The sequence below is a fragment of the Anaeromicropila herbilytica genome, assembly GCF_016591975.1.
Taxonomy (GTDB): domain Bacteria; phylum Bacillota; class Clostridia; order Lachnospirales; family Lachnospiraceae; genus Anaeromicropila; species Anaeromicropila herbilytica.
The window spans coordinates 2,572,842-2,593,798 of sequence record NZ_AP024169.1; the positions used below are offsets into that span (position 1 = coordinate 2,572,842).

Here is a 20,957-nt window from a genome sequence, read left to right on the forward strand (position 1 = left end):
TTATATAACTATTTACTCAAACACCTCTTCATAATTTGCTACCTTTTTTACCGTGAAATATTTCATGAATTCTTTCGTCCACATGTCCATTTCATCCTCAATATCATTCACTTCGTTTAATATGAAAGTTACGGATTGGCAATCAGTCTGTGACATAGCTGGTAGCAGTACAGAGAATCCCCACTCAACATCTTCTTTTGCATCTTCAAATCCATTTCTTGCATCAACAACAAAGTTACTATTTGAATACTTCTTAAGAAGTTCTACCGCAAATAATGTTGGCTTTCTATAATCCTCATAACAACAGAATTTTTTCCATACCAGCAATACATTATTATCTTTTGGTATATATCTGACATTACAGAATTCAGAATCAAACTGATCCTTTATTTCCGCATGTACGGTTTCTTGCACTAGGCGATATATCTCTTCAATAAAAGCACGAACATCTTCAAAACCAGATATGCTCATATCGAATTTTAATTTACCGTGACAGACTGCTTTTTGCTTATCATGATATCGGTAAAGGGTTCTTGCCAGACAACCATTACCGTAACATCCAACACAGTCTTCCAAATTATAGAACATGCGCTCAGCAAATTTCCTCGATATGTTATCATATCTGTTTAGCATCTCTTCCATCCTATCGTCTTTTCGATGCCATGTCTCTGGTTTACCGCTTGTTATGAGATACCATTGAAGAGAATGATCAAAAATATCATTACTTAAATAGATGGCATAAGAAAATCCATACTCCGAAGAGACATAAGTTATTTTATTTCCATGTTTCTCTATCTGCCTTTTGAATTTCAATAACTTCAGTGACTTAAGATATTCATCGGTTTTCAAGATTTCTTGCTGAATCTGTTCAGGTAAAAGTGAGATACATTTCTCAAAGGTCGGTTTTTCATCCGGAGCAATTGCCTCATTTCTCGTAATTGCAGCTGGTAATTCACCAGTATGTAATATGCCACAAGTATCTTCATACTCCGTAATAGAAAGTTCTTTGATACATAGATTTACTTGTTTATCACAAGCTATTTTTAATTCGAATCCTTCCTCGTTCATTTCAGGAAATACCGAAGATTTCATGTATCTTTCCTTTTTGGAATAATATCTCTCTTCACCATTTATCAGAATCTGCATTTCTTTATAATCATATAGCAATGACACCTCAGTGAACTCATTCATATTAATATGATTATGAAAGAACATTGTCTTTCTAGCTGGATCAACAATATCATCCATACGTCTGTTGTCCGACCAACAAGTGCCAATGTTCACATGTCCATTTCCTATGAGTACGTACAATCCTGGTGCATCGATCTTCACTGTCATATCAATACGGAAAGGTACTTTGTATCGATTCGGTAAATATACATATGAATTAATCGACAGATGTTCCACGTCAAAGCGGCTTGTTGGTAAAGATCGATTTGTCTTCATATATAGCAGATGATCCTTGCACTCACAGATTACATTTCCTTTTGGTAACAAACTTTCTAATTCGATATTATGTTTGATCATATTAATCCCCCAAATCAAAGGTTATTTAATTTCTTTTTACTTTCCGGCAGATCTATAGTCTTTTATGTATCCATCACTTGTCATATCAAGTTTATAACCATTACACTGTAGCTCAAGAGTTCTATAATGTATGGAATAGACTTTTTTCCATCCTATAAAATATATATGCGTTGATTTTAAAACCTTTTTCCAATTTACTTTATTTTTATTGTTCATAAAACTTCCTAATTCATATTTTTTATTATTTGCTTTAAGGTAATTAATAAAATCATTTTTATTTTTTATTTTAGTATCTACCTTATAGTAATAAATACTTGTATTGGGTAATGCCTCTTCTTTCACATATCCAAATGGGAAAAATTCAATTTTAATAAAAAATAAAGTTAAAATTAGTAATGCTAAAAAGATTATATTATGTTTTATTACCTTCATCAATCAACTCTCCTTTAGATTTTCTAGTATACTTCTTACTGATTTCGAGCATAGTTCTCAACAAAGTCCCTATATAATTTCAGGAAAGTTTCTTTATAAATAATGTTTATCAAGTAACTCATTGAAGTTTCTACAGAAAAGACTTCTTGTCTGTACATAGCTTTGAATGGAAATACAACCTATTACTAATCATTTTTTGAATGGTATTTTTCAAATATTGAATCAATACTTGATAATCTTCTTCCGTCCAATCATCAACAAAAACGACATCCTTGATCATCCACTCGCCATTTTCATTTCTATAACATTTGCTGCCATTTTGTTTTCATTGAAAATTAGAAAAGAGTTCTAGGTTAATATCATCTAAACGTAGATCTCGATATATAATCATTGTCGTATCCTCTCTATTATTGGCTTTGTATACTTAAATACTTTATTTCTTTTTATCCTTTAATCCCTTTGTTTTAACATTAAATTGGTTAATCGGTATACTCTTCTTTTGTTTTAACATCTGATCAAAAACTATATGCTCTCTTTTCTTTTTACCCATATTATCTCCCCTTGTAGTCTCTTAATTTTACTCCTCAAAGAATAGCCCCACTCTAATCAATGGTAAACCTGTTTTATCTATAGTCAATACTCAATCAAAATCAAATAGTATCGCTTTAATCAAATTATCCAACAACTAATTCTTGACTGTATCATTTTATTACCTTTAAAATATCGCTAAATTCAGCTATACTACACACGTTCAAGTTATTGCTATCAACCTGTTTCTTCTCATTGTACCAAATCGTTTTCAATCCAACATTCTTAGAACCAATAACATCGGTCTGATAGTCATTACCAACATAAAAGATATCATTCTTAGAACATAGCTCGTTTTCTTGCAGTATTTTAGATATAGCATATTCAAAAAAACTCGAATCAGGTTTTCTTTTTCCGAAGTCTGCACTTGAATATAAATCAATAAAATATTTTTCTATTCCGAAATCATTTAATAAGCGTTTATTAGAAGAAGAAAGAAAAATACTATTTGAAAGTATATACATCTTCACTCCTTGTGCATATAACTTTTCTAAACTAATTCTTGTTTCATCTTCTAAATACTCCTCCTGCATTTCATTCATAATCTGATAATCAAGCTTTTCTAGATCTACTTGAGGATTAACTTCAAATTCTTTGCAATACATTGGAAATGTATCACGTATAAAAGCTATTTCATTATTCGTTATTTTTCTCTCCTCATATAGAGGCAATAGAGTTATTGAATATTGATTAAACTCCTCATATGTACATTTTTGTTGGAAATGCGTATGTAAATATTTCAAACCTCTTTCGAATTCAAAAGATTTATCTTTTAATACGGTATCGTATAAATCGAAAAGAATAATGTTCTGCATGTATGTCTCCTTTTACGCAAGCAATCAATTATAATGTCCAACTACAGGTTTATCTTTGGTTCTATGTTTTCTATCGGGATCGTATTTCTGCCAATATACTGCCTTCTCATTATATCTGGAGCGTCCAGGTTCTTGGTAGGTACCGTGTCCAAAATACACCATTCCCAAAGGCTTTACATGTTCTGGCAGATTAATCAACTTCTGCATCGTAGTCATTCTGGATTGTATTGGATAGATACCAATCCATACGCTTCCAAGCCCTATATCTGTTGCAGCTAGCAACATATTTTCAATAGCAGCACTGCAATCACATATCCACAGATCTTTATCCTGTCCCTTTAGGGCGTATTTCATATTTCCACAAATGACAATTCCAAGCGGTGCATTGTATCTAGCAAAAACCATCTTATTTCTGATATTATCCAATATTTCTTTTTCATTTATTACAACAAATTCCCACGGTTGTGCATTCACTGCTGTGGGTGCCGAAAAAGCTGCATTGAGGAGAATTTGTATATCTGCGTCTGTTACAGCCTCATCTGTATAATCTCTAATACTTCTTCGATTGTATATAGCATCTAAGGTTTCCATTATTAAATTCACTCCTTTTACCTTTTCGTTCCATCTTTAAAAGGCACTCAAATAATCGAATATCACTAACTGCTCATATGTTAATGAAGCATTTCTTACTGATTTCGAATAAAATTTTCAACTGAGTCCTCACATATTTCCAAAAATGATTCTTCACCAATGGTATTTATCTTAAAGAATACAGCTTGACTTCCACCTGAGGTAATTGCACTTACATAGATGTCATCATCAGTTCCTACAACCGTTACATTCATGCTGACACGGTTACCTCCAGCCATACTATACCGTTCATACACTCGGACTGCTATGCGTGAATCTACTAATTCAATATCACTTCCGTCTTCATAAGTTACTGAAGAACTGCCATTTACAATATCTTTATGTATCCAATCTAAAAAATCATTAAAGTTACCCTTCAATTTTCGTTCATATTTCGCCATAAAATAAGACTTCCTTTCCAATATAATATAAGATTTAAATAAGAATTTAAGCGTGATATATTCTTTAGACTTCTTCTATCTTGTATAGTAAGCTTAATTCGATTAGTTGCAATCATCTGGTGTGAAATCTTCTGGTGGACGATGTTGTGGTACCGTAAGATACCATCGAATACCATACTTATCCACAACTTCAGCAGCACATGGACTCCATGGCAATTCACATATGTCCATGATCACTTTGCCCTCTCTAGATAAAATATTGAACGCATGCAATAGTTCCTCTCTTTCATCAAACGTAAAGCATAATTGAACTGGATTTACTGTTGATACAATGCAATCAGATTCTACTACTGCAAATCCTTGTTTTCCCTCTTGGTATAGTTCTGAATGGAAATATGATCCATCTTCATTTAGAACATGATATCCAAGTTCTAGATTAAAAGCTGATTGATACATTTTTACTGCTTCAATACTATTTTTTACATAAAGTCCAACACCATTTAAACTCATTATATTACCTCCCATAATTGATTGTCTTATATCACATTTTTATTTTACTCTTTTAAACATTGGGTGATTTTCTTTAAACTGAACCAAATCCCACATGTTCCCGTACAGATCCTTAAATACTGCAACAATCCCATAGTCTTGGTCTTTTGGTGGTCTAATAAACTCTATTCCTATACTAACCATTTCATTATAGTCTCTCCAAAAATCATCGGTTCCAAGGAATAGAAAAATTCTACCACCTGCTTGATTGCCTATATAAGGCTCTTGTTCTGGCTTCGAAGCTCTTGCTAGAAGAATAGTTGTTCCTGAACTTCCAGGTGGTGATACTACAACCCAACGTTTATCTTGCTCTGGCTGATATGTATCTTCTACTAATGTAAAATGAAGTTTTTGTGTATAGAATTCAATCGCTTCATCATAATCTTTTACTACTAATGCTATATGAACAATGGATTGTATCATATTATGTTCCTTCTTTCTTTAGATTTGTAATATACATGAATAAACTATATTTCATACTTTTACTTTGTCATAAACCGATAATATAAATTCCTCTTTACCGTAGGCTTTTTTAATAAGAAGTCAAGTATCTCAAACTCTGTTATTTATACCTTATAAATATTTAACCATTTTATATTCATCTGCATATGTACCACCCAAGTATCTTAATGCATTTGGGATTGTTCCAACTATTTCGAATCCATAATTTTGATACATCTTTAATGCTCTAGTATTAGTGGTCACTACATCTAGTTCTATTTGAGTTACACAATTATTTATACACCATTCAATGCATTCCTCCATCATCTTCCCACCGATACCTATATTGCAATAAGCTTCCAGTAATACAAAAGCCACTTCTGCTCTATGTCTATATCGCTGATATCCTCTTACTAGTCCAACTGAGCATTGACCTACAACCTTTCCATCACATTCTGCAACAAACCACATTCCAGTTGTACTATTTAACACATTTGAAATAATGCTTTGCTCTTTTTCTATTGTGGTTTGAAATTCTCCTGGGTTTCGTGCAAGAAACTTTGTTTCTTGATCAGCTGTGGAAATAACCGTTATAATATCCATTGCGTCATCTTCTGTAGGTTTACGAATACATACAGATTTACCGTTTTTCAAAGTATATTTCATAAAAACCTCCTGGTCTAAATTTGTCTCAGAGTATTGTCCTATCTACATCCATATTTATTGCCATATACATACTTCCTGACTCAGTGTCAGTAACCTCCAAATATGTAAATCCAACCTTTTCATATAATACTCTAGCACTAAAATTGCTTTCAAACACATGGAGCACTATTCGATATATTCCTTGATTTATCAATATTTCGCTTAACTTTTCAAGGACTGCTGTTCCATATCCTTGTCTACGATATTGCTCCTTAATGATAATGTCCTCTATAAATGCTCTTTTCTTATTTATAGTTTCATACCATAGGAATCCTATCACATCACCTTCTAGATTTTCCACAACATTCAATGAATTATCTGAGGTGTCCAGTCCATCAGGCAAACCTTCTAGAAAATCAGCTAATGATTCTTGTATTGCCTCTTCTATTGTTGAAAACTGTCCCTCTTTCAACATACTTTCGGCATAATCTTTAACCGTCCACTCCTTGTATGCTTCAAATTCTTGCTTTGAGATGGAGCGAAAAATAATTTCACTTGTCCTTCTTTTCATCATATAGCTTATTCCTCCATATTTAGTACTTTTTCATAAACCGATAATATAAAATCTTCTTTGCCCTGGGTATATGCAACCCGATCATCTGGATACTTTTTAGCCAATTCCCTTTTTAAGTTGTCATATTGAAGAGCAATATCAAGATGCGTATTCAAATAATCGCGAAATCCGACCAATAAGTCATATTCTCCTTCACTTTTATCATAGCAATGAATATGTCGGAGCGATATTTGATTGTTTCCACGCAAAACAAATAAATGGTAGTGTGGATTTTTGTTTTGTGGTCCGCAATAACTATATCCATAATGGGCCAATCTATCTGCATTCATATCTTTTATTGACTTCAATTTTACAGCTATATCTAAAATTGGCTTTGCACATATTGATTTTATGGATGTACTTCCAACATGCTGCACATCTATAATATTTTTATCCCAACATGTAAGAAGCTCTTCTTTTACTTGTTGGAATTCATTTTCCCATTCAGTATTATGTGATAAAAGTCTTACTTTGTATCTTTCTACACCCTCCATTAGACGCTCCTTTCAACCTCGAATAGGCTTCAGCAGCTTTTATGGCTGCCTTACTGTTAATTAGTCTATAATTTATCTTTAAATAATTCAAAATTATATAAAATCAATCAATATAAGCTTTCTAAATTATAAATCATTACTTTTTTCCTATCCTTCTTACTATTATTGAACAAATAGAAATCATTACAAATATAAGTACAACAGTTATAACCATATCCAAGAACCAGAAATTAATTGACAATATTTCTACTATCAAATCCGCTAAATAAAATGCAATTAAAATACCAATAAAATCAATTATATATTCTAAAGGTTTTACTTTTTTTCTATTTCTAATTTCGCTTTTAAAAGTATTCTTTAGAAGCTTTTTATTTAATTCTTTTCTTTCCTTTTCATTCTTTTGCATATTAATTTTTCTGCCTTTCTCTCTCCTATAAGTATTTAAGAGTGATATGTTCTTTACACTTAGTCATCAGGTGTTGCAATTGTTTCTTTAATATGAAACTGATCCTTAAACTCCTTTTCACTATTTTCCATTTTAGAAAGAAAATCATCATAGTCGGTAGCATTACCGAGGATCCGCAGACCACATTTTATAACTGAAACGAATCTCGAGCAGTCACATTATCCTCGTAGTTTGAGCCACTATTCATATGCAATTTTCGATTTTGTATCTCTCCTTTTTCTTGATAAAAATAAAAACCAAACCTCCCTGGTCTTAATTTGTCTCAGATCATTACTTTAATCTTTCAATGAATTTAAAATAAATTCTTCAGCGTACTCAAAAATATTTTCAGCATTTCTTTGTATTTCTTTAAGCATCAATAAATTATCTTTTATATCATCAGAAGATAATTTCAAGTCTTGCTGGGATTCTTGCAAAAAGGGTGCATTGCTGTCTGCAATGGCAAGTTTATTTGCTATGGTGAAATATAATATCAAGCGATTCTTTTTGCCTGTATTATTACGCATATTTTCTTTCATCTTTAACCAATCATTTGATGTATTAATCAACTTTAATTTTGGTAAAATATAATTATTAAAATCATCTCTTATATAAACCGAAAAATCTTCAATGTCTGTATCAACAGGTAAGTTATCTCTACATTTATCAATTATATATCCTCTAGAGTCATGGCATTCATGCATGAGACCATCGTTTGTCAAAAATACTCTTTCATAAACCATGGATAAGCTACTCGTCCATTTTTTCACATCGTCAATATTGTCAATTTCATCAACAGATATCACATCAATATTAAACCAAAAACAAAATCCTGTTTCATCCATATTCCTCATTGAATTCTGTAAATGCATTATGACGTAACAGTCTATTCTTTTAGAGTACCATGTATTTCTATAACATCTATATCCAGCTTGCTTCATTAATGGTTTGATTACATCCTTTACTACTATATCTCTTTTTTCTTTTGTAGTCATTTCACTTTACTCCTTAGATATTCATATTATTCAGCATATTTTTTAATGTTCATACAACGGGAAATTGGAATTTTAGTCCGATTTCTATTTTATTCCTCTGAATAGTAATCATCAGAAGTGGACTCACTTCATAATTTACTGTCTGATACTTCTATATTACACCATATTATTCCATGCAACAATTATTTTTTACATTCCTTTGCTGCAAGACGTATTGCACTGAAGACGTATTGCTTTGTTTTAGTTGTTATTACTTGTATTGTTCCCTAATTCAAAATCGCTTTCTCTTACTCTTTGCATAACATCAACCTTTAAATAAAGCCGTTAAAAAAACAGCTTTTTACGGCTGCTTTTCTGTTAAATAAGTCTATAATTTATTTTGGTATAATTCTATATTCCATACTTCTCTTTTAAATTTCCAAGAGACTCTCTTGCATCCTTAGTCTTTCCTGATTCAATCTGTTTTTCAGAAAGTTCTAGTTCTCGGTACATGCTTAATCTCTTCATTGTGCTTTCATACATTTCAACACTCATAATAACCATGTCGCCATATCCATTCTTTGTAACATAGATTGGCTCTTCTGCAGAATGAACCATCTCCGATATCTCGGCTGTATTCTTCAAATCCTTGATTGGAATAATCTTTGGCATAACATCAACCTCCTTATACCATGGCCTTATTATACCATTGTTACAACTAGATTCTACTTAGTTAATCACTATAATTGGTGAAAAATTACCCTGTGTAACCAGCTTTTATAGATACAATAAAGTTCAATGACACATTAATCCTTTTGTCTATTCTCTCTAGTCAATTTTTATCCAATATCTTTGTTCAACTATCCCATCCACAATAACTTCATTCTCTAGAATACCACCATTATTCTGAATACTTTTTGCGGAAGCAATGTTCTCTTTATCACACACCATTAAAACTTTATCTATTCCAATTTTCTTGCATTCTTTAAGTGCAAGACCAATCATATTGGTTGCAACTCCTTTTCCTCTTTCAGAAGGTCTTACCCCATCTCCAATATGTCCACCATTTAAAAGCAAAGAATCATTTAAATAATGTCTAATATTGACTGCACCAACAAATATGTCCTTTTCTTCATCTAAGCAGAAATAAGTTGAATCGGGCACCAAGCCTTCTACATCATCTTTAATTTCTAAGGAACTTATATAATTCTCAAAGTCTCGATAATCATGTTTTCTTATAGCATAAGGAATTATCTTTTCTCCTGTGGCATACCATTCCTCCATCATATCATTCAGATGCTTTTTATGTTTTTTATCTAGCTTTACTAGATGCAGTCTCACTCTATCGCTCCTTCATTACTTAAAAATTCACACCTAAATTATATGCAGTTTTAAGGTGCTCAATAATTCGTACATTTCGCTCCGCTTCATTCCAATGAGATGTACCATCAAACATTATCATTTCTTTCTCAATTGCCCTTGTCCTAATCCTATCTCCTAACATTACTGTTCTCATAGCATTCGCTTCACCAGTTTCTTCAAGGGATTCCATCGTCTTTCCAGCACTCAAAATAAATAATGCTTTCTTAAGAACCTTCATTTGTGGATTAGGATTATATGCAAAACCACTTGACCATACTCTATCAAACCATCCGACTAACTTAGCTGGAGCCTCCGTCCAAAAAACTGGATAAATGAATACGATAGCATCCGATTCTTGTATTTTTCGCTGTTCTTCTAGAACATCATTTGCGACTGGAATCTCTGACCTGTAAAAAGCTTCTCTTTCATATTCACCTTCTGAGAGTTCTGAATTAAAATTCATTTCATATAAATCAGATACAATAAAGGTATGATTAGCATCTCTTAATCCCTTTAAAAATTCTTCTTTCACTTGATATGTAAAGCTATTTTTGCTTGGGTGGCAGTATACAACAAATATTTTCATATGTTCGTCCTCATTTCAGATCATCATAATCATCTCAAATTATTGCCGTTCTTTATTGTTATTCTTTAATTCTTGTTTTCGCAACATTCCACATTTGTTTTCTGGTAAGTATTCAAACTGATGCTTATGATATAACAAGTCCGCTGGTTGATTAGCTATGAGACAAACATAGCTGTCATCATAAGTATTTTCTTCAAAATAACCATCAATAGACTTCATAATCTGTTCTGCATAGCCCTTTCGCTGATACTCTGAGTCTACCATAATATCACTCACTACATAGGTTATACCGCCATCTCCAACTATTCTTCCAAATCCAATCAGTTTTTCTTTATCATAAAGTGACACCGTATATAAAGAATTTTCTAGAGCAATTTGACTTCTCTTTAAATCTTTATTTCCCATTCCAGAACGCAACCTAAGGCTTACATAATCTTGAGCTGTTGGAATTTCATAAACAATCTGTATACTCATCTATTACCCTCCATATAAATATCTGTTTATCGTAGTGACATTTGTATTAATAATTCAAGCGTACATAATAGTAGCTTCTCTGCCAAGATAATAGCTTCTATAACTTTTTGCGATAGATAAGGCGATTTTCTGTTTCTCCAAATTGTTCAAATCCAAATTTTTTATACATTCCAATCGGTCCAACAAAATTATAATACATATCACTTTCTGTCTTATTGGGATACGATTCAATATAATCATACCCATCTTTACTGGCATCCTGTATCACCCGCTCCATTAGCTCAGTTGCAATATGTTTACCACGCATTGCTGGGGCAACTGTAAAGCAGAATACAGATTTGACTCTTGCGCTCTCCTCAATTGTTTTCGTTTTCTCTGATATAATCTGCCATCCAAAGCATCCAAGGCAATCTTTTCTATCATTAGTATTACACCAACCTATGACCTGTCCGTCATAATAAGCAAGGTAACCTTGAAGAATATTTTCATTTACATATTTTATTGCATATGTACGCCTTATTTCTGGATCACGAAGTATATCAGCGATCTTGGCATTATGATCACTACAGAAATTCACACAATAACATCTATCCCATTCTTTATTATCCGTGTGAGCTACATGTTCAAAAAAGTATAAATAGTCATCAAGTCTTTCTGGCGACAGTTTACAAATACTTATATTATTCATATTATTACATTCGTTACTCATCTTTTTTAACTCCTTCAGATTAATTTTGTATCACTTTATATAGTGGTTAACTCACTTCTTAATATCCGATATTTCCATATTACACCATTATATTCTATATAACAATTATTTTTTAATAAGCTCCACGCATCTTCGTTCACTACGATTAAAGGCACTGTCTAATTCGTGTTAAAAATGAATAAAGAAACCAAATCACAATTCCTTGTAAGTCGGTTTCTTTATTCGCTTTGTTTTATTCTATATTAAACTTCGGATCTTAATTCTACATTATACTTAATAAATTCAGTAGTAACCACATATGAATTACTGCAATACACAATTACTAACCACTGCACTTGAATTACCTTTTCCAGATAAGAAATTTATGGTAATTGTTTCTCCAGCAGATAATGTTATATCTCAAGATGGATTGCTTATTAAATAGCATACTAAACTACTGAAATTGAAATTCTATAAGCCGAATTCTACCTATCGCTTCAATCTCCAATGTTTTTGTTACACCTACTATAGATTCCGAAGTACATATTTCAAGTTCTATTTTCTCATAATCCGCCATTTTCTTTAATGAAAACTCCGTTAACAGATTCTTATCACACCATATCTTAATCAGGCTTTCTTCTTCCGCCTTTAGATCTATGATTAATTTACTTGGTAAAAAGCTAAAATTTACGTCCTTATAGATAGCTTTTCCTTTCCATGGAGCATCCTTCTTCTGTCTGAAAGGGTCTGGTAGGATACAGTTCTTACCATCATGTCCGATATGAAGAATCATATTCTCGTAGTAATCATAATGGTCGCAAAGGATTGGTACTGTCATGTCCCTAGGCCTTATTTTTGTTCCGTTGACATGTATGACAGAATCTAATCGAATATCCTCACTGGATGCACCGACTTGAATAAGGTAATTGCTATCTTCTAATACCATCTGACTCGTAACAACATCATAATATTCTAATTCTTCATATGCTACAAGAAATGATAGTCTAGTCTCTTCTTCTCTTCTTAAATGAACTCTTTCAAATCCCTTTAATTGTTTGATTGGACGAACAGTTCTTGATTCTAATTGACTGATATAAAGCTCTACTACTTCATCACTCTCATATTGTCCAATATTTTTTAACGTGAATTCGATATGTAGCTGGTTCTCTTCATCCCAAGCAATAAGGTCTTGATAATCAAACCTAGTATAGGTAAGTCCATAACCAAAAGGATATAATACTTTCCCATTAAAATATTGATAGGTGCGCTTTGCATGAATAATATCATAATTTCTCATAATAGGTAGTTTGGTTGAAGCTTCATACCAAGTCATATTCAATCGTCCTGCAGGTGAATATTCTCCTGCAATTGCTTTTGCTATAGCAGTGCCAAGTTGCTGACTTCCAGAAGCGGTCGTTAAAATCGCTGGTAGATTCTCCTTTTCCCAATCTATCGTATATGGATAATTTGTAATTAATACGCAGATGATATTTTCATTTACCTCTTTTATTCTCTTTAGCAGCTCTCGTTGAATTGGTGGTAACAGAAGATCGTTACGATCCATATCCTCTTTGCTACTGATGATAGGATGGCATCCTATCACGGCAATCACTTTGTCTGAATGCTTTGCTAGATCCACGGCTTTTGTTATCCCCTCTGTGATTATCTCTAGAGAGAATACCGTTTGGGTTATTTGTGAATTTATATTTGAACCCAATAGTTTATATACTAATTCCTTTTCATCATTTATATAAAGTTCTTGCTTATTCCAAGCACTTATTCTGAAATGATAGTCTTGTTGCTTCTCCTTGGTGCTCTTATTTTCTTCCTTGGTGTTCTCACAGTCTTCCTTCTCCTCGATCAGAGAGAAGCTCTCCTGAACAAGCCAACTGAATACTTCTTCTTTATTTGCCTCAATTCGTCCAGTCTCAGGATTTGCAGAAAGAAACTTATGATTAGAACAAGCTCGAAAGGTGTGCTTATTATCGCCCCAGTCCGTATGTTCAAAGATTTCTCCATGACTATAATCTGATAAATGGCACCTGCCTTTCTCATCTACTACCAGATATTGTTCTCCTACTTTAATCTTTATTCGGTCATTTCCATCCGACAACGTAATATTAGCTTGACAATATTCCCTTCTAATCCCTTCATAAGGAGTAATCTTATAAGGAGGTATTCCAGAATACCAATCCATATTCCATTCATTGGCTAATGGTCCAATAACAGCAATAGATTCCCCTTGTTCTATATTCAGGGGTAATAAATGATTATCATTTTTTAATAAAACCACAGCTTTCATAGCCACTTCAAGGCAAATATCCTTATGTTCTTTACAAGTTAATCTATTTTCCTCAACCTGTGAGTAAGGGCAGAGATTCCCAGAATCATATAAGCCTAATCGAAGTTTCGTTGAAAAAGTACGTCGAATGGCTTTATCAATGTCTTCATTTGTGATGAATCCCTTTTCTAGAGCTTCTTTTGCCGCTTGAATCACTAGTTCTTCTGGGTCGTTAAATACATCAATTCCTGCTTTTAATGCATAACTTATAGATTCTGCATGAGTCTCACAGTAATTATGATCAGTTACGGTTTGCATAAGGTCATACATATCGCATACCACATGACCTTTTAATCCCCAAGTTTCTTTGGCTAATTCCTTTACTTCCTTATTCAAGATGGCAGGGATTCCGTTAATCTCATTATAAGAGGTCATGATTGATTCTGCCCCGCCTTCTATCACTGCTCTTTTGAAAGGTTCTAGATAATATTCCTTCTTATTTCTCTCATCTAATGAGGCCGAAGAATGTCCTCTGTCTTTCTCTTCATTATTGGCATAAAAATGTTTCAGTGTAGCCGCACATTGTATGTAAAAATCATCGTCTCCTTGAAGTCCTCTAATATAATTAGACGACATCTTTCCTGTAAGGAAAGGATCTTCTCCGTATCCTTCCTCTGTTCTTCCCCATCTAGGATCGCGTTCCATATCTACGGTAGGACCCCATCTAGATAATCCTATTTCTCCTTCACGCGCGTAGATTATTCTAGCTTCTTTTCCAACAACGCCTCCAACCTGCTTCATCAGTTTAGTATCCCAAGTAGCACTCATACCAATTGGTTGCGTAAACGTTGTGGTTGGAACAGGTATTCCCTTATTAAAGACTTGATCGTGTCTTGCCTCTACACCATGAGCTGCCTCTCCACCAATTGAGAAGGGCTTTAACCCCAAACGGGTTACTTCTGGTGACTTCACCGTAAGACACTGAATCTTTTCTTCTAAGGTCAATTCATGAATCAGATAATCCAGTCGCTCCTCTAGAGAAAGTTCTTCTTTCCAGATTGGTAACTCCTTAAGATTTTTATCTTCTATTCCTTCATTATCTAAAATCTTATCCGGCAAATTGATGTCCCCCTTTTCTTTAGACTGCTTAACATACTTTTTTATTAAATCCATAAACTCCTGATCTATTTCACAATTTTCAAAAGAAAAATCCATAGCCATTTGAAGCATTTCTTCTTTTTCTATGGATTCTAAGTTTGGAATTAAGATATACTTCTTTTGTAACACATAGAGGCAAGCCCTAAGGCTAAACTGTAGAAGATAGCGGTCCTCTTTCGTCATCGTTGTATAAAAAGTATGCTGAATAAGCTCAAGTACCTGCTCAGCCTGTTCTTTCTCAATATCCTGACTCCACTCTTTGCTAATATTTCGAACAAGTTTCATCCATTTAGAAGATTCTTTTGGTGATACCATACTCATAAAATGCGCATCCTTATAACACCATAGCAACCAATCGACCTTTCTTTCCTCCATCAGTTCCATCGTATCATTCAGCAGTTCCATAGTAAATGTACGATTACCACAATCCGCGCCATACCCATATTCCCCACAGAAGACTGGACAATGAAACACTTCTCTAATGTTTACTAAAGTATCGAGACCCTTGGCTATTTTCTCTCTTCGGACGTTTCGGTCCAATGTTGCTTCTAGTAAATCTGGGTGCCATACCGTAGGATAATAATGAAAACTCAGTGCTAATTGCTCCTCTTCAAAATGTTTTAGGCCTGAAAAATCCATGGAGAATTGATCCCCTTCTAGAACAATTATATGATTATTATCAACTTCTCGAATAGCTTTTATGGTCTCCTCATAGAACTCATTAATAATTGGCCAAGATGCAAAGGCAGGTTCGTTTATCAGATCATATCCCATTAAATATGGCTCTTTTTCATATCTTTTTGCAATTGTCCTCCATAGATTTGTCATCTGCCTACGAAAAACCTGATACTTCCAAAACAATGGAACACCGAATGAATTATCTGAATGCCAATCTGGATTTTGAGAACCTGGAGTGGTATGTAAATCAATTAATGCAAATATCTCATATTTACTACATAATGAAAAAAGTCGATCAAAACACAAAAAGCCCTCTTCTAGATATGTATCACTATTGTCTTCCATGAATAAGCGATAATTAAAGGGAACCCGAATAAAATTGACACCACATTCTTTTAGGAGTCTAAAATCCTCTTCTTTAAAAAATTCTTCTCGGTACTTAGAGAAAAATTCCTCTCTTCCATTCGCTCCATACACCTCGTCATAAGCTGATTTTATCATCTCATCTGGAGTTGGAAGTCCAATCATAAAATGTTCCAAATTAAGCCAAGTTCCGATTCCAAAGCCCCGAAGCGTAATTGGTTTATTACGATAAGTAAACAGTTTTCCTACAACACGTATACATTCCATAGAATTCCTCCTTTTGTCATCTCTTAATTTTTACCGGTCTGTTTCTTTATAAAATCATAGAGATTCAATGAATAGATGAGTGCGACAACCTCCTCAATGGATCTCTTATTAAATTTCTGCAGGATATTACGAATCTGTGTTTTCATGGTCGACATCTCTACATATCGAATCTGACAGATTTCTCTCCTCGTCTTATGTTCTAATAATAGATTGAGTATTTCCATCTCCGTACTGGTAAGTGAAGATACCAAATTTACTGCATATAAAAAACTACTCTCATAGGATTTTACACGTTTAAATTCACCTAATATTTTGGAAGCAATCTCAGGTCGAAGTGGTGCATTTCCAAGATAGACATTGCGAATACTATTGACTATGTCTACGGAATTTGCATTCTTTTTAATATAATCACATACACCAAATTGAAAAGCAGTATAGATTAATTCATCCTCTTCATAGACTGTGAGAATTATAATTTTTATATCTTTATATTTTTCTAATAGTATTTTTGACGCCCGTAACCCGGCATCTTTACTTTCCATCTCAATATCCATAAGGATAACATCTGGATGTGTAAGTTCTGCCTTTATTACTGCCTCTTCGCCACTTGAAACATCAGCAATTACTTCCATATCTTCTACTTCTGATAATATTTTCACATATCTCTTGCGAATTGGTTCCATATCTTCTGCAATTAAAATGCGTATTGCTTGTTCAGACATAATTAGGCCCTCTCTCTCTTTATTAAGATATATATTTATTCAGATCAGGTAGCAATATGCGAAAGTTCGTCCCTACATTTTCTCTACTTTCAACCTCAATTTTTCCATCATGAGCCATGATAATACGGTGGGTTAAAGCAAGGCCAATTCCCCAGTGTTTTGTTATTGGCTTTGAAGAATAAAGAGGTGTAAAGATATGTTTTATGTTCTTTTGAGGAATACCTACTCCATTGTCTTGAATCGAAAGGATAATCCAGTTACTAACATTTCTTAGAAATATGGTTAATTCTCGATTCTCTGGTGATAGTTTTTCCATGGAATCTAGGGCATTTTCCATAATATTTCTTAACGCTTGTTCAAAGTAAATTCGATCAATCATCACAAAAGGTATATAAGAGTCCATCTCCACCTTTAACTTACAATGTTGAAATTCACTTTTCATTTCATTCAATAGATTGGACAGATACTCTTTGAGGTCTGTCTCTACTAGATTTAGCTCCGAGTGCTTCGTACTTCTATGTATGGTATCCAACCGCTTATATAGATTGTCACAACGATTAATAATATCTTTAATTTCTTCCTCATTCTCTTTACTTACTTCTAATAACTCCACTTCTGCTTGAATGGCAAGGAGTTCATTTTTCATATAATGACAGAAAATCTTTGAAGTAGTGTCCGCAGCGTCAATTTGCTTATTGATACTAAATTCTTTTTTCTTCATCTTTCTTTTAATTTTTATAATTCTATAGATGCAAAAAGCACATAAAAAGGTCGTTACCAAAAGATAATAAGGGAATACCGTATAGATAAACTGATTATTGCTTAAGGGCACTGACAGATACGTTGTGTAATCTGCAATCTTTGATATTTTTACAAAGGAATCTGGTGAAAACCAGAATATAATCATATAAGAGAGCATGATTAAGGTATAGCAAACCCCTTCTCCAATAAAATACGTTCTTAAAAAATGAAGATAATATACCTTCTTATACACAAAACATAACCGAATCATACTAAAAAAGATGATACCCATATTGCAGAGCACGGTCATAGAATGAATCGCTTTTGATAACAAGGCAATCTGCTTCATATCAAACAACGCTGGATAAGCTATCATATAGCTCTTATACTGCACATAGGGGTCATAAATAAAAAACTGTATCAAAAGATACGCTGGCAAAATATAATTTCGATACCTTAGATTCTGCGATTTTACTTTTAATTGATAAGAGTCCGAAAAACAATAGCTAAAATAAATGACCGCCAAAGAACATACATTGAGCATTCGAATGATAATGTTCTTTGGTATGTTAACAAACATGAGATATTTCCAAACTATTTTGGGAAGCGAAAAATAATTATTCACTACGTTATAATAATAAGTATCCTTTGATAGATAAAAAATCATGGAAAATATAGTTAGTACATAAGCAATTAACGTAGCTGCTAAATATTTTGATGTAAGCTGATTCTCCTTTTGCAAAAGCAAATAGGTAAATATGAATACAATCACCAATATAAAACAGAACATATCTTTACTCCCTCCTAATCGAATTCAAAAGTTCTTTCTGTAACGAATTGACGAAAGCCGTTACAAAATATATAATAAATTAATAGGAAATTATTGTCAATCTGAAAGGGAATGGTATATTATTATGCGTAACAAAATTCGTATTCCAATTATTATTGCTGTATTCTTTATTCTTATATGTTCTACCCTTGTTATCTGCTACATAATTAAAAAAGAGAACTCTTCCCTGTCTACGCATTCCACATTACATCCTTCAATCAGTAATATCAAGAATAAGGTGGTGCTCGATTACTACATATGGAACGATGAGGAATCTTATATCTCTCCTGTTATTGACTCCTACGAAGCCTTACATCCTTTGATTCAGATTAAACTTCACGTTATTGATAGTAATAGTTATGAAAAAGATATTAAGAAATTGATTTTAAAAAATAAAAAGATCGACCTTTTTGGTATTCGTGGAATCTCCAAAATGGTTCAATTTATTAATAAAAATCAACTTCTGGACCTTACCTCCTATATTCAAAATAATGATATGGATGTAACTGCTTATGGAAGTATGTTTAATGATATCGATATCAATGGTAGATACTACGGAATTCCAACTAGAAGTACCTGTTGGATTCTTGTATATAATAAAGATCTCTTTCGTGACGCTGGCATCTCCTATCCTAAATCCCTGACTTGGGATGAGTATAGAAAGTTAGCAATTACACTAACAAAAGGAGAAGGCGACAACAAAATATATGGAGGCTACTGGGTTCCTTGGTGCTTTAACTTTGCTGCACTACAACGCTCCTCCTATCTAATTGATGATGACCTTTCCTACCTAAGAGAATCTCTTCTCATGCTAAATAACTTCTATAACATAGATCGTTCTCACATAAGTTACAAAGAAATGACGGATCAAAGCATAAATTTTCGCAAAGAATTTGAACAAGGCAAAATTGCTATGATGCCTCAAGGGGAATGGATTATCAATATGCTTATGCAAGATAAACAAAAAGGGATTACCAATGTTAACTGGGATATTGCTCCTATGCCTATCTTTAAGGGACAAGAATCCGGAATCACTTGGGGGCAATATCAATTTGTTAGCATTGCTTCAAACACCTCCCATCCAAAAGAAGCCTTCGATTTTGTTCAGTATCTTTGTGGAGAGGAAGGCGCATTGATTTATGCAAAAAACGGTATTATTCATGCATACTGTAATGACACCATCAAGAATGTATTTCTGAATACCGTTGGCAAGAAATCGGCCTCCATCTTTTTTCAAGTGAAAAAGGTGCAAGAAGAGCTACCCATATCTGGATATGAAGATGTCCTCGAAGCTTTTAATAAGTGTACAAGGGATTATCTATATGGAAAAATATCAATTGATAAAGCCATGAATGAATTCGAGCATATGAGGACGAAGATATTAGAAAAGTAAATATCCTTATCCCTTCACCCCAGTACATGCTACTCCCTCTACAATATATTTTTGTGCAAAAGCATATACAATAACAACTGGTATTAAAGAAATTACGGTACCTGCCATAATTGCTCCGTAATTGGTGTCATATTCCCGCTTAAACGTAGCAAGACCTAATTGTATTGTCTTTTTGGTATCAGTATCAAGATATATCATTGGACCCATATAGTCATTCCAGATACAAGTAAAGGTAAGAGCAGTTAGTGTTGCTAATCCGGTTTTACTAAGGGGTATTGCTATCTTGGTATAGATTTTAAATGGTCCACAGCCGTCAATCTTGGCGGCTTCATTAAGGCTATTCGGAATACTTAGCATATTCTGCCTCAAAATAAAAACACCAAACGCACTGAACGCACCTGTTAAGATAAGGGATAAATGGTTATCGTATAACCCTAATTTTTGAACTACCATAAACTGTGGAATCATAATTGCGTGCCATGGAACCATCATAGTCGCAAGATAACCTAGGAATAATTTATCTCTCCCTGGGAAACTAAGCTTTGCAAACGCGAATGCCGCCATAGAGCAAGTGATTAACTGTAAGATGGTAACGCATATGGTAATCTTCGCTGTATTAAAAAAGTAGGTTGGAAAAGGAATCTCGTGAAATACTGTATTGTAATTCACTGAACGAAACACCTTTGGAATCCACTGAATTGGCTTAGTAAATATCTCGGTTCTTTCTTTAAAGGACGCACTTACCATCCATACAAAGGGTATTATCATAATAAAAGCTACGATTAGACATATGATTAACAATATTATTTTTCGTATCTCAATTTTATTTCTTTTCTTAAGAACAATCGTATCATTCAATTG

General features: G+C 33.4%; 23 protein-coding genes. 2 read left to right on the forward strand and 21 right to left on the reverse strand.

Annotation, left to right across the window (positions count from 1 at the left end):
* Nucleotides 1-12: 12 nt before the first annotated feature.
* The 17 genes from bsdtb5_RS21790 to bsdtb5_RS11030 form a co-directional block, all read right to left on the reverse strand.
* On the reverse strand, nt 13-1,527 hold the full coding sequence (locus bsdtb5_RS21790; protein ID WP_330611597.1) for a hypothetical protein: 1,515 nt from the start codon (nt 1,525-1,527) through the stop codon (nt 13-15).
* A gap of 36 nt (nt 1,528-1,563) precedes the next feature.
* A complete protein-coding gene (locus tag bsdtb5_RS10955; protein WP_271712022.1) occupies nt 1,564-1,959 on the reverse strand; it encodes a hypothetical protein in 396 nt (131 codons plus the stop codon).
* Between the two features lie 701 nt (nt 1,960-2,660).
* Nucleotides 2,661-3,362 carry an HAD family hydrolase gene (locus tag bsdtb5_RS10960; protein WP_271712023.1) on the reverse strand — a complete coding sequence of 234 codons (702 nt, stop codon included), beginning with the start codon at nt 3,360-3,362 and terminating at the stop codon, nt 2,661-2,663.
* Nucleotides 3,363-3,386: 24 nt separating this feature from the next.
* On the reverse strand, nt 3,387-3,953 hold the full coding sequence (locus bsdtb5_RS10965; RefSeq protein WP_271712024.1) for a nitroreductase family protein: 567 nt from the start codon (nt 3,951-3,953) through the stop codon (nt 3,387-3,389).
* Between the two features lie 95 nt (nt 3,954-4,048).
* Entirely contained in the window at nt 4,049-4,393 is a 345-nt protein-coding gene (locus bsdtb5_RS10970) for a DUF6054 family protein (protein WP_271712025.1), read from the reverse strand.
* A 102-nt stretch (nt 4,394-4,495) separates the two neighbouring features.
* Complete coding sequence (locus bsdtb5_RS10975; protein ID WP_271712026.1) at nt 4,496-4,903, reverse strand: VOC family protein; 408 nt, start codon at nt 4,901-4,903, stop codon at nt 4,496-4,498.
* A 39-nt stretch (nt 4,904-4,942) separates the two neighbouring features.
* Nucleotides 4,943-5,365 (reverse strand): VOC family protein, encoded by a 423-nt coding sequence (locus tag bsdtb5_RS10980; RefSeq protein WP_271712027.1) that lies wholly within the window; start codon nt 5,363-5,365, stop codon nt 4,943-4,945.
* A 150-nt stretch (nt 5,366-5,515) separates the two neighbouring features.
* The gene (locus bsdtb5_RS10985) at nt 5,516-6,049 is read right to left on the reverse strand and encodes a GNAT family N-acetyltransferase (protein WP_271712028.1); all 534 of its coding nucleotides are present in this window, start codon (nt 6,047-6,049) and stop codon (nt 5,516-5,518) included.
* A 25-nt stretch (nt 6,050-6,074) separates the two neighbouring features.
* Nucleotides 6,075-6,602 carry a GNAT family N-acetyltransferase gene (locus bsdtb5_RS10990; protein ID WP_271712029.1) on the reverse strand — a complete coding sequence of 176 codons (528 nt, stop codon included), beginning with the start codon at nt 6,600-6,602 and terminating at the stop codon, nt 6,075-6,077.
* Between the two features lie 5 nt (nt 6,603-6,607).
* Nucleotides 6,608-7,135: a GrpB family protein gene (locus tag bsdtb5_RS10995; RefSeq protein ID WP_271712030.1), complete on the reverse strand. Its 528-nt coding sequence runs from the start codon at nt 7,133-7,135 to the stop codon at nt 6,608-6,610.
* A 136-nt stretch (nt 7,136-7,271) separates the two neighbouring features.
* Nucleotides 7,272-7,541 (reverse strand): hypothetical protein, encoded by a 270-nt coding sequence (locus bsdtb5_RS11000; RefSeq protein WP_271712031.1) that lies wholly within the window; start codon nt 7,539-7,541, stop codon nt 7,272-7,274.
* A gap of 335 nt (nt 7,542-7,876) precedes the next feature.
* On the reverse strand, nt 7,877-8,575 hold the full coding sequence (locus bsdtb5_RS11005) for a hypothetical protein (protein ID WP_271712032.1): 699 nt from the start codon (nt 8,573-8,575) through the stop codon (nt 7,877-7,879).
* A 390-nt stretch (nt 8,576-8,965) separates the two neighbouring features.
* On the reverse strand, nt 8,966-9,226 hold the full coding sequence (locus tag bsdtb5_RS11010) for a type II toxin-antitoxin system Phd/YefM family antitoxin (protein ID WP_271712033.1): 261 nt from the start codon (nt 9,224-9,226) through the stop codon (nt 8,966-8,968).
* 156 nt (nt 9,227-9,382) lie between these two features.
* Entirely contained in the window at nt 9,383-9,895 is a 513-nt protein-coding gene (locus bsdtb5_RS11015; protein ID WP_271712034.1) for a GNAT family N-acetyltransferase, read from the reverse strand.
* A 19-nt stretch (nt 9,896-9,914) separates the two neighbouring features.
* A complete protein-coding gene (locus tag bsdtb5_RS11020; RefSeq protein ID WP_271712035.1) occupies nt 9,915-10,502 on the reverse strand; it encodes an NAD(P)H-dependent oxidoreductase in 588 nt (195 codons plus the stop codon).
* Between the two features lie 39 nt (nt 10,503-10,541).
* Complete coding sequence (locus bsdtb5_RS11025) at nt 10,542-10,976, reverse strand: GNAT family N-acetyltransferase (RefSeq protein WP_271712036.1); 435 nt, start codon at nt 10,974-10,976, stop codon at nt 10,542-10,544.
* A 97-nt stretch (nt 10,977-11,073) separates the two neighbouring features.
* On the reverse strand, nt 11,074-11,685 hold the full coding sequence (locus bsdtb5_RS11030) for a GNAT family N-acetyltransferase (protein ID WP_271712037.1): 612 nt from the start codon (nt 11,683-11,685) through the stop codon (nt 11,074-11,076).
* A 298-nt stretch (nt 11,686-11,983) separates the two neighbouring features.
* Between bsdtb5_RS11030 and bsdtb5_RS11035 the strand changes: the two genes are divergently transcribed.
* The gene (locus tag bsdtb5_RS11035) at nt 11,984-12,109 is read left to right on the forward strand and encodes a hypothetical protein (RefSeq protein WP_271712038.1); all 126 of its coding nucleotides are present in this window, start codon (nt 11,984-11,986) and stop codon (nt 12,107-12,109) included.
* Nucleotides 12,110-12,118: 9 nt separating this feature from the next.
* Here bsdtb5_RS11035 and bsdtb5_RS11040 read toward each other — a convergent pair whose 3' ends face one another.
* The 3 genes from bsdtb5_RS11040 to bsdtb5_RS11050 are packed head-to-tail and all read right to left on the reverse strand — an operon-like array spanning nt 12,119 to nt 18,664.
* The gene (locus tag bsdtb5_RS11040; RefSeq protein WP_271712039.1) at nt 12,119-16,411 is read right to left on the reverse strand and encodes a glycoside hydrolase family 3 C-terminal domain-containing protein; all 4,293 of its coding nucleotides are present in this window, start codon (nt 16,409-16,411) and stop codon (nt 12,119-12,121) included.
* A gap of 23 nt (nt 16,412-16,434) precedes the next feature.
* On the reverse strand, nt 16,435-17,133 hold the full coding sequence (locus tag bsdtb5_RS11045) for a response regulator transcription factor (RefSeq protein ID WP_271712040.1): 699 nt from the start codon (nt 17,131-17,133) through the stop codon (nt 16,435-16,437).
* Nucleotides 17,134-17,155: 22 nt separating this feature from the next.
* Complete coding sequence (locus bsdtb5_RS11050) at nt 17,156-18,664, reverse strand: HAMP domain-containing sensor histidine kinase (protein ID WP_271712041.1); 1,509 nt, start codon at nt 18,662-18,664, stop codon at nt 17,156-17,158.
* 124 nt (nt 18,665-18,788) lie between these two features.
* Here bsdtb5_RS11050 and bsdtb5_RS11055 point away from each other — a divergent pair, with 124 nt between their 5' ends.
* Entirely contained in the window at nt 18,789-20,096 is a 1,308-nt protein-coding gene (locus tag bsdtb5_RS11055) for an extracellular solute-binding protein (protein ID WP_271712042.1), read from the forward strand.
* A gap of 6 nt (nt 20,097-20,102) precedes the next feature.
* Here the strand turns inward: bsdtb5_RS11055 and bsdtb5_RS11060 are convergent, their stop codons facing one another.
* A complete protein-coding gene (locus tag bsdtb5_RS11060) occupies nt 20,103-20,954 on the reverse strand; it encodes a carbohydrate ABC transporter permease (protein WP_271712043.1) in 852 nt (283 codons plus the stop codon).
* Nucleotides 20,955-20,957 lie beyond the last annotated feature (3 nt).

What these genes read in the sequence shown, in the direction of transcription:
- bsdtb5_RS10970 (WP_271712025.1), bottom strand. Translation starts at nt 4,393, where the DNA reads ATGGCGAAATATGAACGAAAATTGAAGGGTAACTTTAATGATTTTTTA.
- bsdtb5_RS10985 (WP_271712028.1), bottom strand. Translation starts at nt 6,049, where the DNA reads ATGAAATATACTTTGAAAAACGGTAAATCTGTATGTATTCGTAAACCT.
- bsdtb5_RS11005 (WP_271712032.1), bottom strand. Translation starts at nt 8,575, where the DNA reads ATGACTACAAAAGAAAAAAGAGATATAGTAGTAAAGGATGTAATCAAA.
- bsdtb5_RS11045 (WP_271712040.1), bottom strand. Translation starts at nt 17,133, where the DNA reads ATGTCTGAACAAGCAATACGCATTTTAATTGCAGAAGATATGGAACCA.
- bsdtb5_RS10975 (WP_271712026.1), bottom strand. Translation starts at nt 4,903, where the DNA reads ATGAGTTTAAATGGTGTTGGACTTTATGTAAAAAATAGTATTGAAGCA.
- bsdtb5_RS11020 (WP_271712035.1), bottom strand. Translation starts at nt 10,502, where the DNA reads ATGAAAATATTTGTTGTATACTGCCACCCAAGCAAAAATAGCTTTACA.
- bsdtb5_RS10980 (WP_271712027.1), bottom strand. Translation starts at nt 5,365, where the DNA reads ATGATACAATCCATTGTTCATATAGCATTAGTAGTAAAAGATTATGAT.
- bsdtb5_RS10965 (WP_271712024.1), bottom strand. Translation starts at nt 3,953, where the DNA reads ATGGAAACCTTAGATGCTATATACAATCGAAGAAGTATTAGAGATTAT.
- bsdtb5_RS11025 (WP_271712036.1), bottom strand. Translation starts at nt 10,976, where the DNA reads ATGAGTATACAGATTGTTTATGAAATTCCAACAGCTCAAGATTATGTA.
- bsdtb5_RS11010 (WP_271712033.1), bottom strand. Translation starts at nt 9,226, where the DNA reads ATGCCAAAGATTATTCCAATCAAGGATTTGAAGAATACAGCCGAGATA.
- bsdtb5_RS10995 (WP_271712030.1), bottom strand. Translation starts at nt 7,135, where the DNA reads ATGGAGGGTGTAGAAAGATACAAAGTAAGACTTTTATCACATAATACT.
- bsdtb5_RS10990 (WP_271712029.1), bottom strand. Translation starts at nt 6,602, where the DNA reads ATGATGAAAAGAAGGACAAGTGAAATTATTTTTCGCTCCATCTCAAAG.
- bsdtb5_RS11055 (WP_271712042.1), top strand. Translation starts at nt 18,789, where the DNA reads ATGCGTAACAAAATTCGTATTCCAATTATTATTGCTGTATTCTTTATT.
- bsdtb5_RS21790 (WP_330611597.1), bottom strand. Translation starts at nt 1,527, where the DNA reads ATGATCAAACATAATATCGAATTAGAAAGTTTGTTACCAAAAGGAAAT.
- bsdtb5_RS11040 (WP_271712039.1), bottom strand. Translation starts at nt 16,411, where the DNA reads ATGGAATGTATACGTGTTGTAGGAAAACTGTTTACTTATCGTAATAAA.
- bsdtb5_RS11035 (WP_271712038.1), top strand. Translation starts at nt 11,984, where the DNA reads ATGAATTACTGCAATACACAATTACTAACCACTGCACTTGAATTACCT.
- bsdtb5_RS11050 (WP_271712041.1), bottom strand. Translation starts at nt 18,664, where the DNA reads ATGTTCTGTTTTATATTGGTGATTGTATTCATATTTACCTATTTGCTT.
- bsdtb5_RS10955 (WP_271712022.1), bottom strand. Translation starts at nt 1,959, where the DNA reads ATGAAGGTAATAAAACATAATATAATCTTTTTAGCATTACTAATTTTA.
- bsdtb5_RS10960 (WP_271712023.1), bottom strand. Translation starts at nt 3,362, where the DNA reads ATGCAGAACATTATTCTTTTCGATTTATACGATACCGTATTAAAAGAT.
- bsdtb5_RS11030 (WP_271712037.1), bottom strand. Translation starts at nt 11,685, where the DNA reads ATGAGTAACGAATGTAATAATATGAATAATATAAGTATTTGTAAACTG.
- bsdtb5_RS11000 (WP_271712031.1), bottom strand. Translation starts at nt 7,541, where the DNA reads ATGCAAAAGAATGAAAAGGAAAGAAAAGAATTAAATAAAAAGCTTCTA.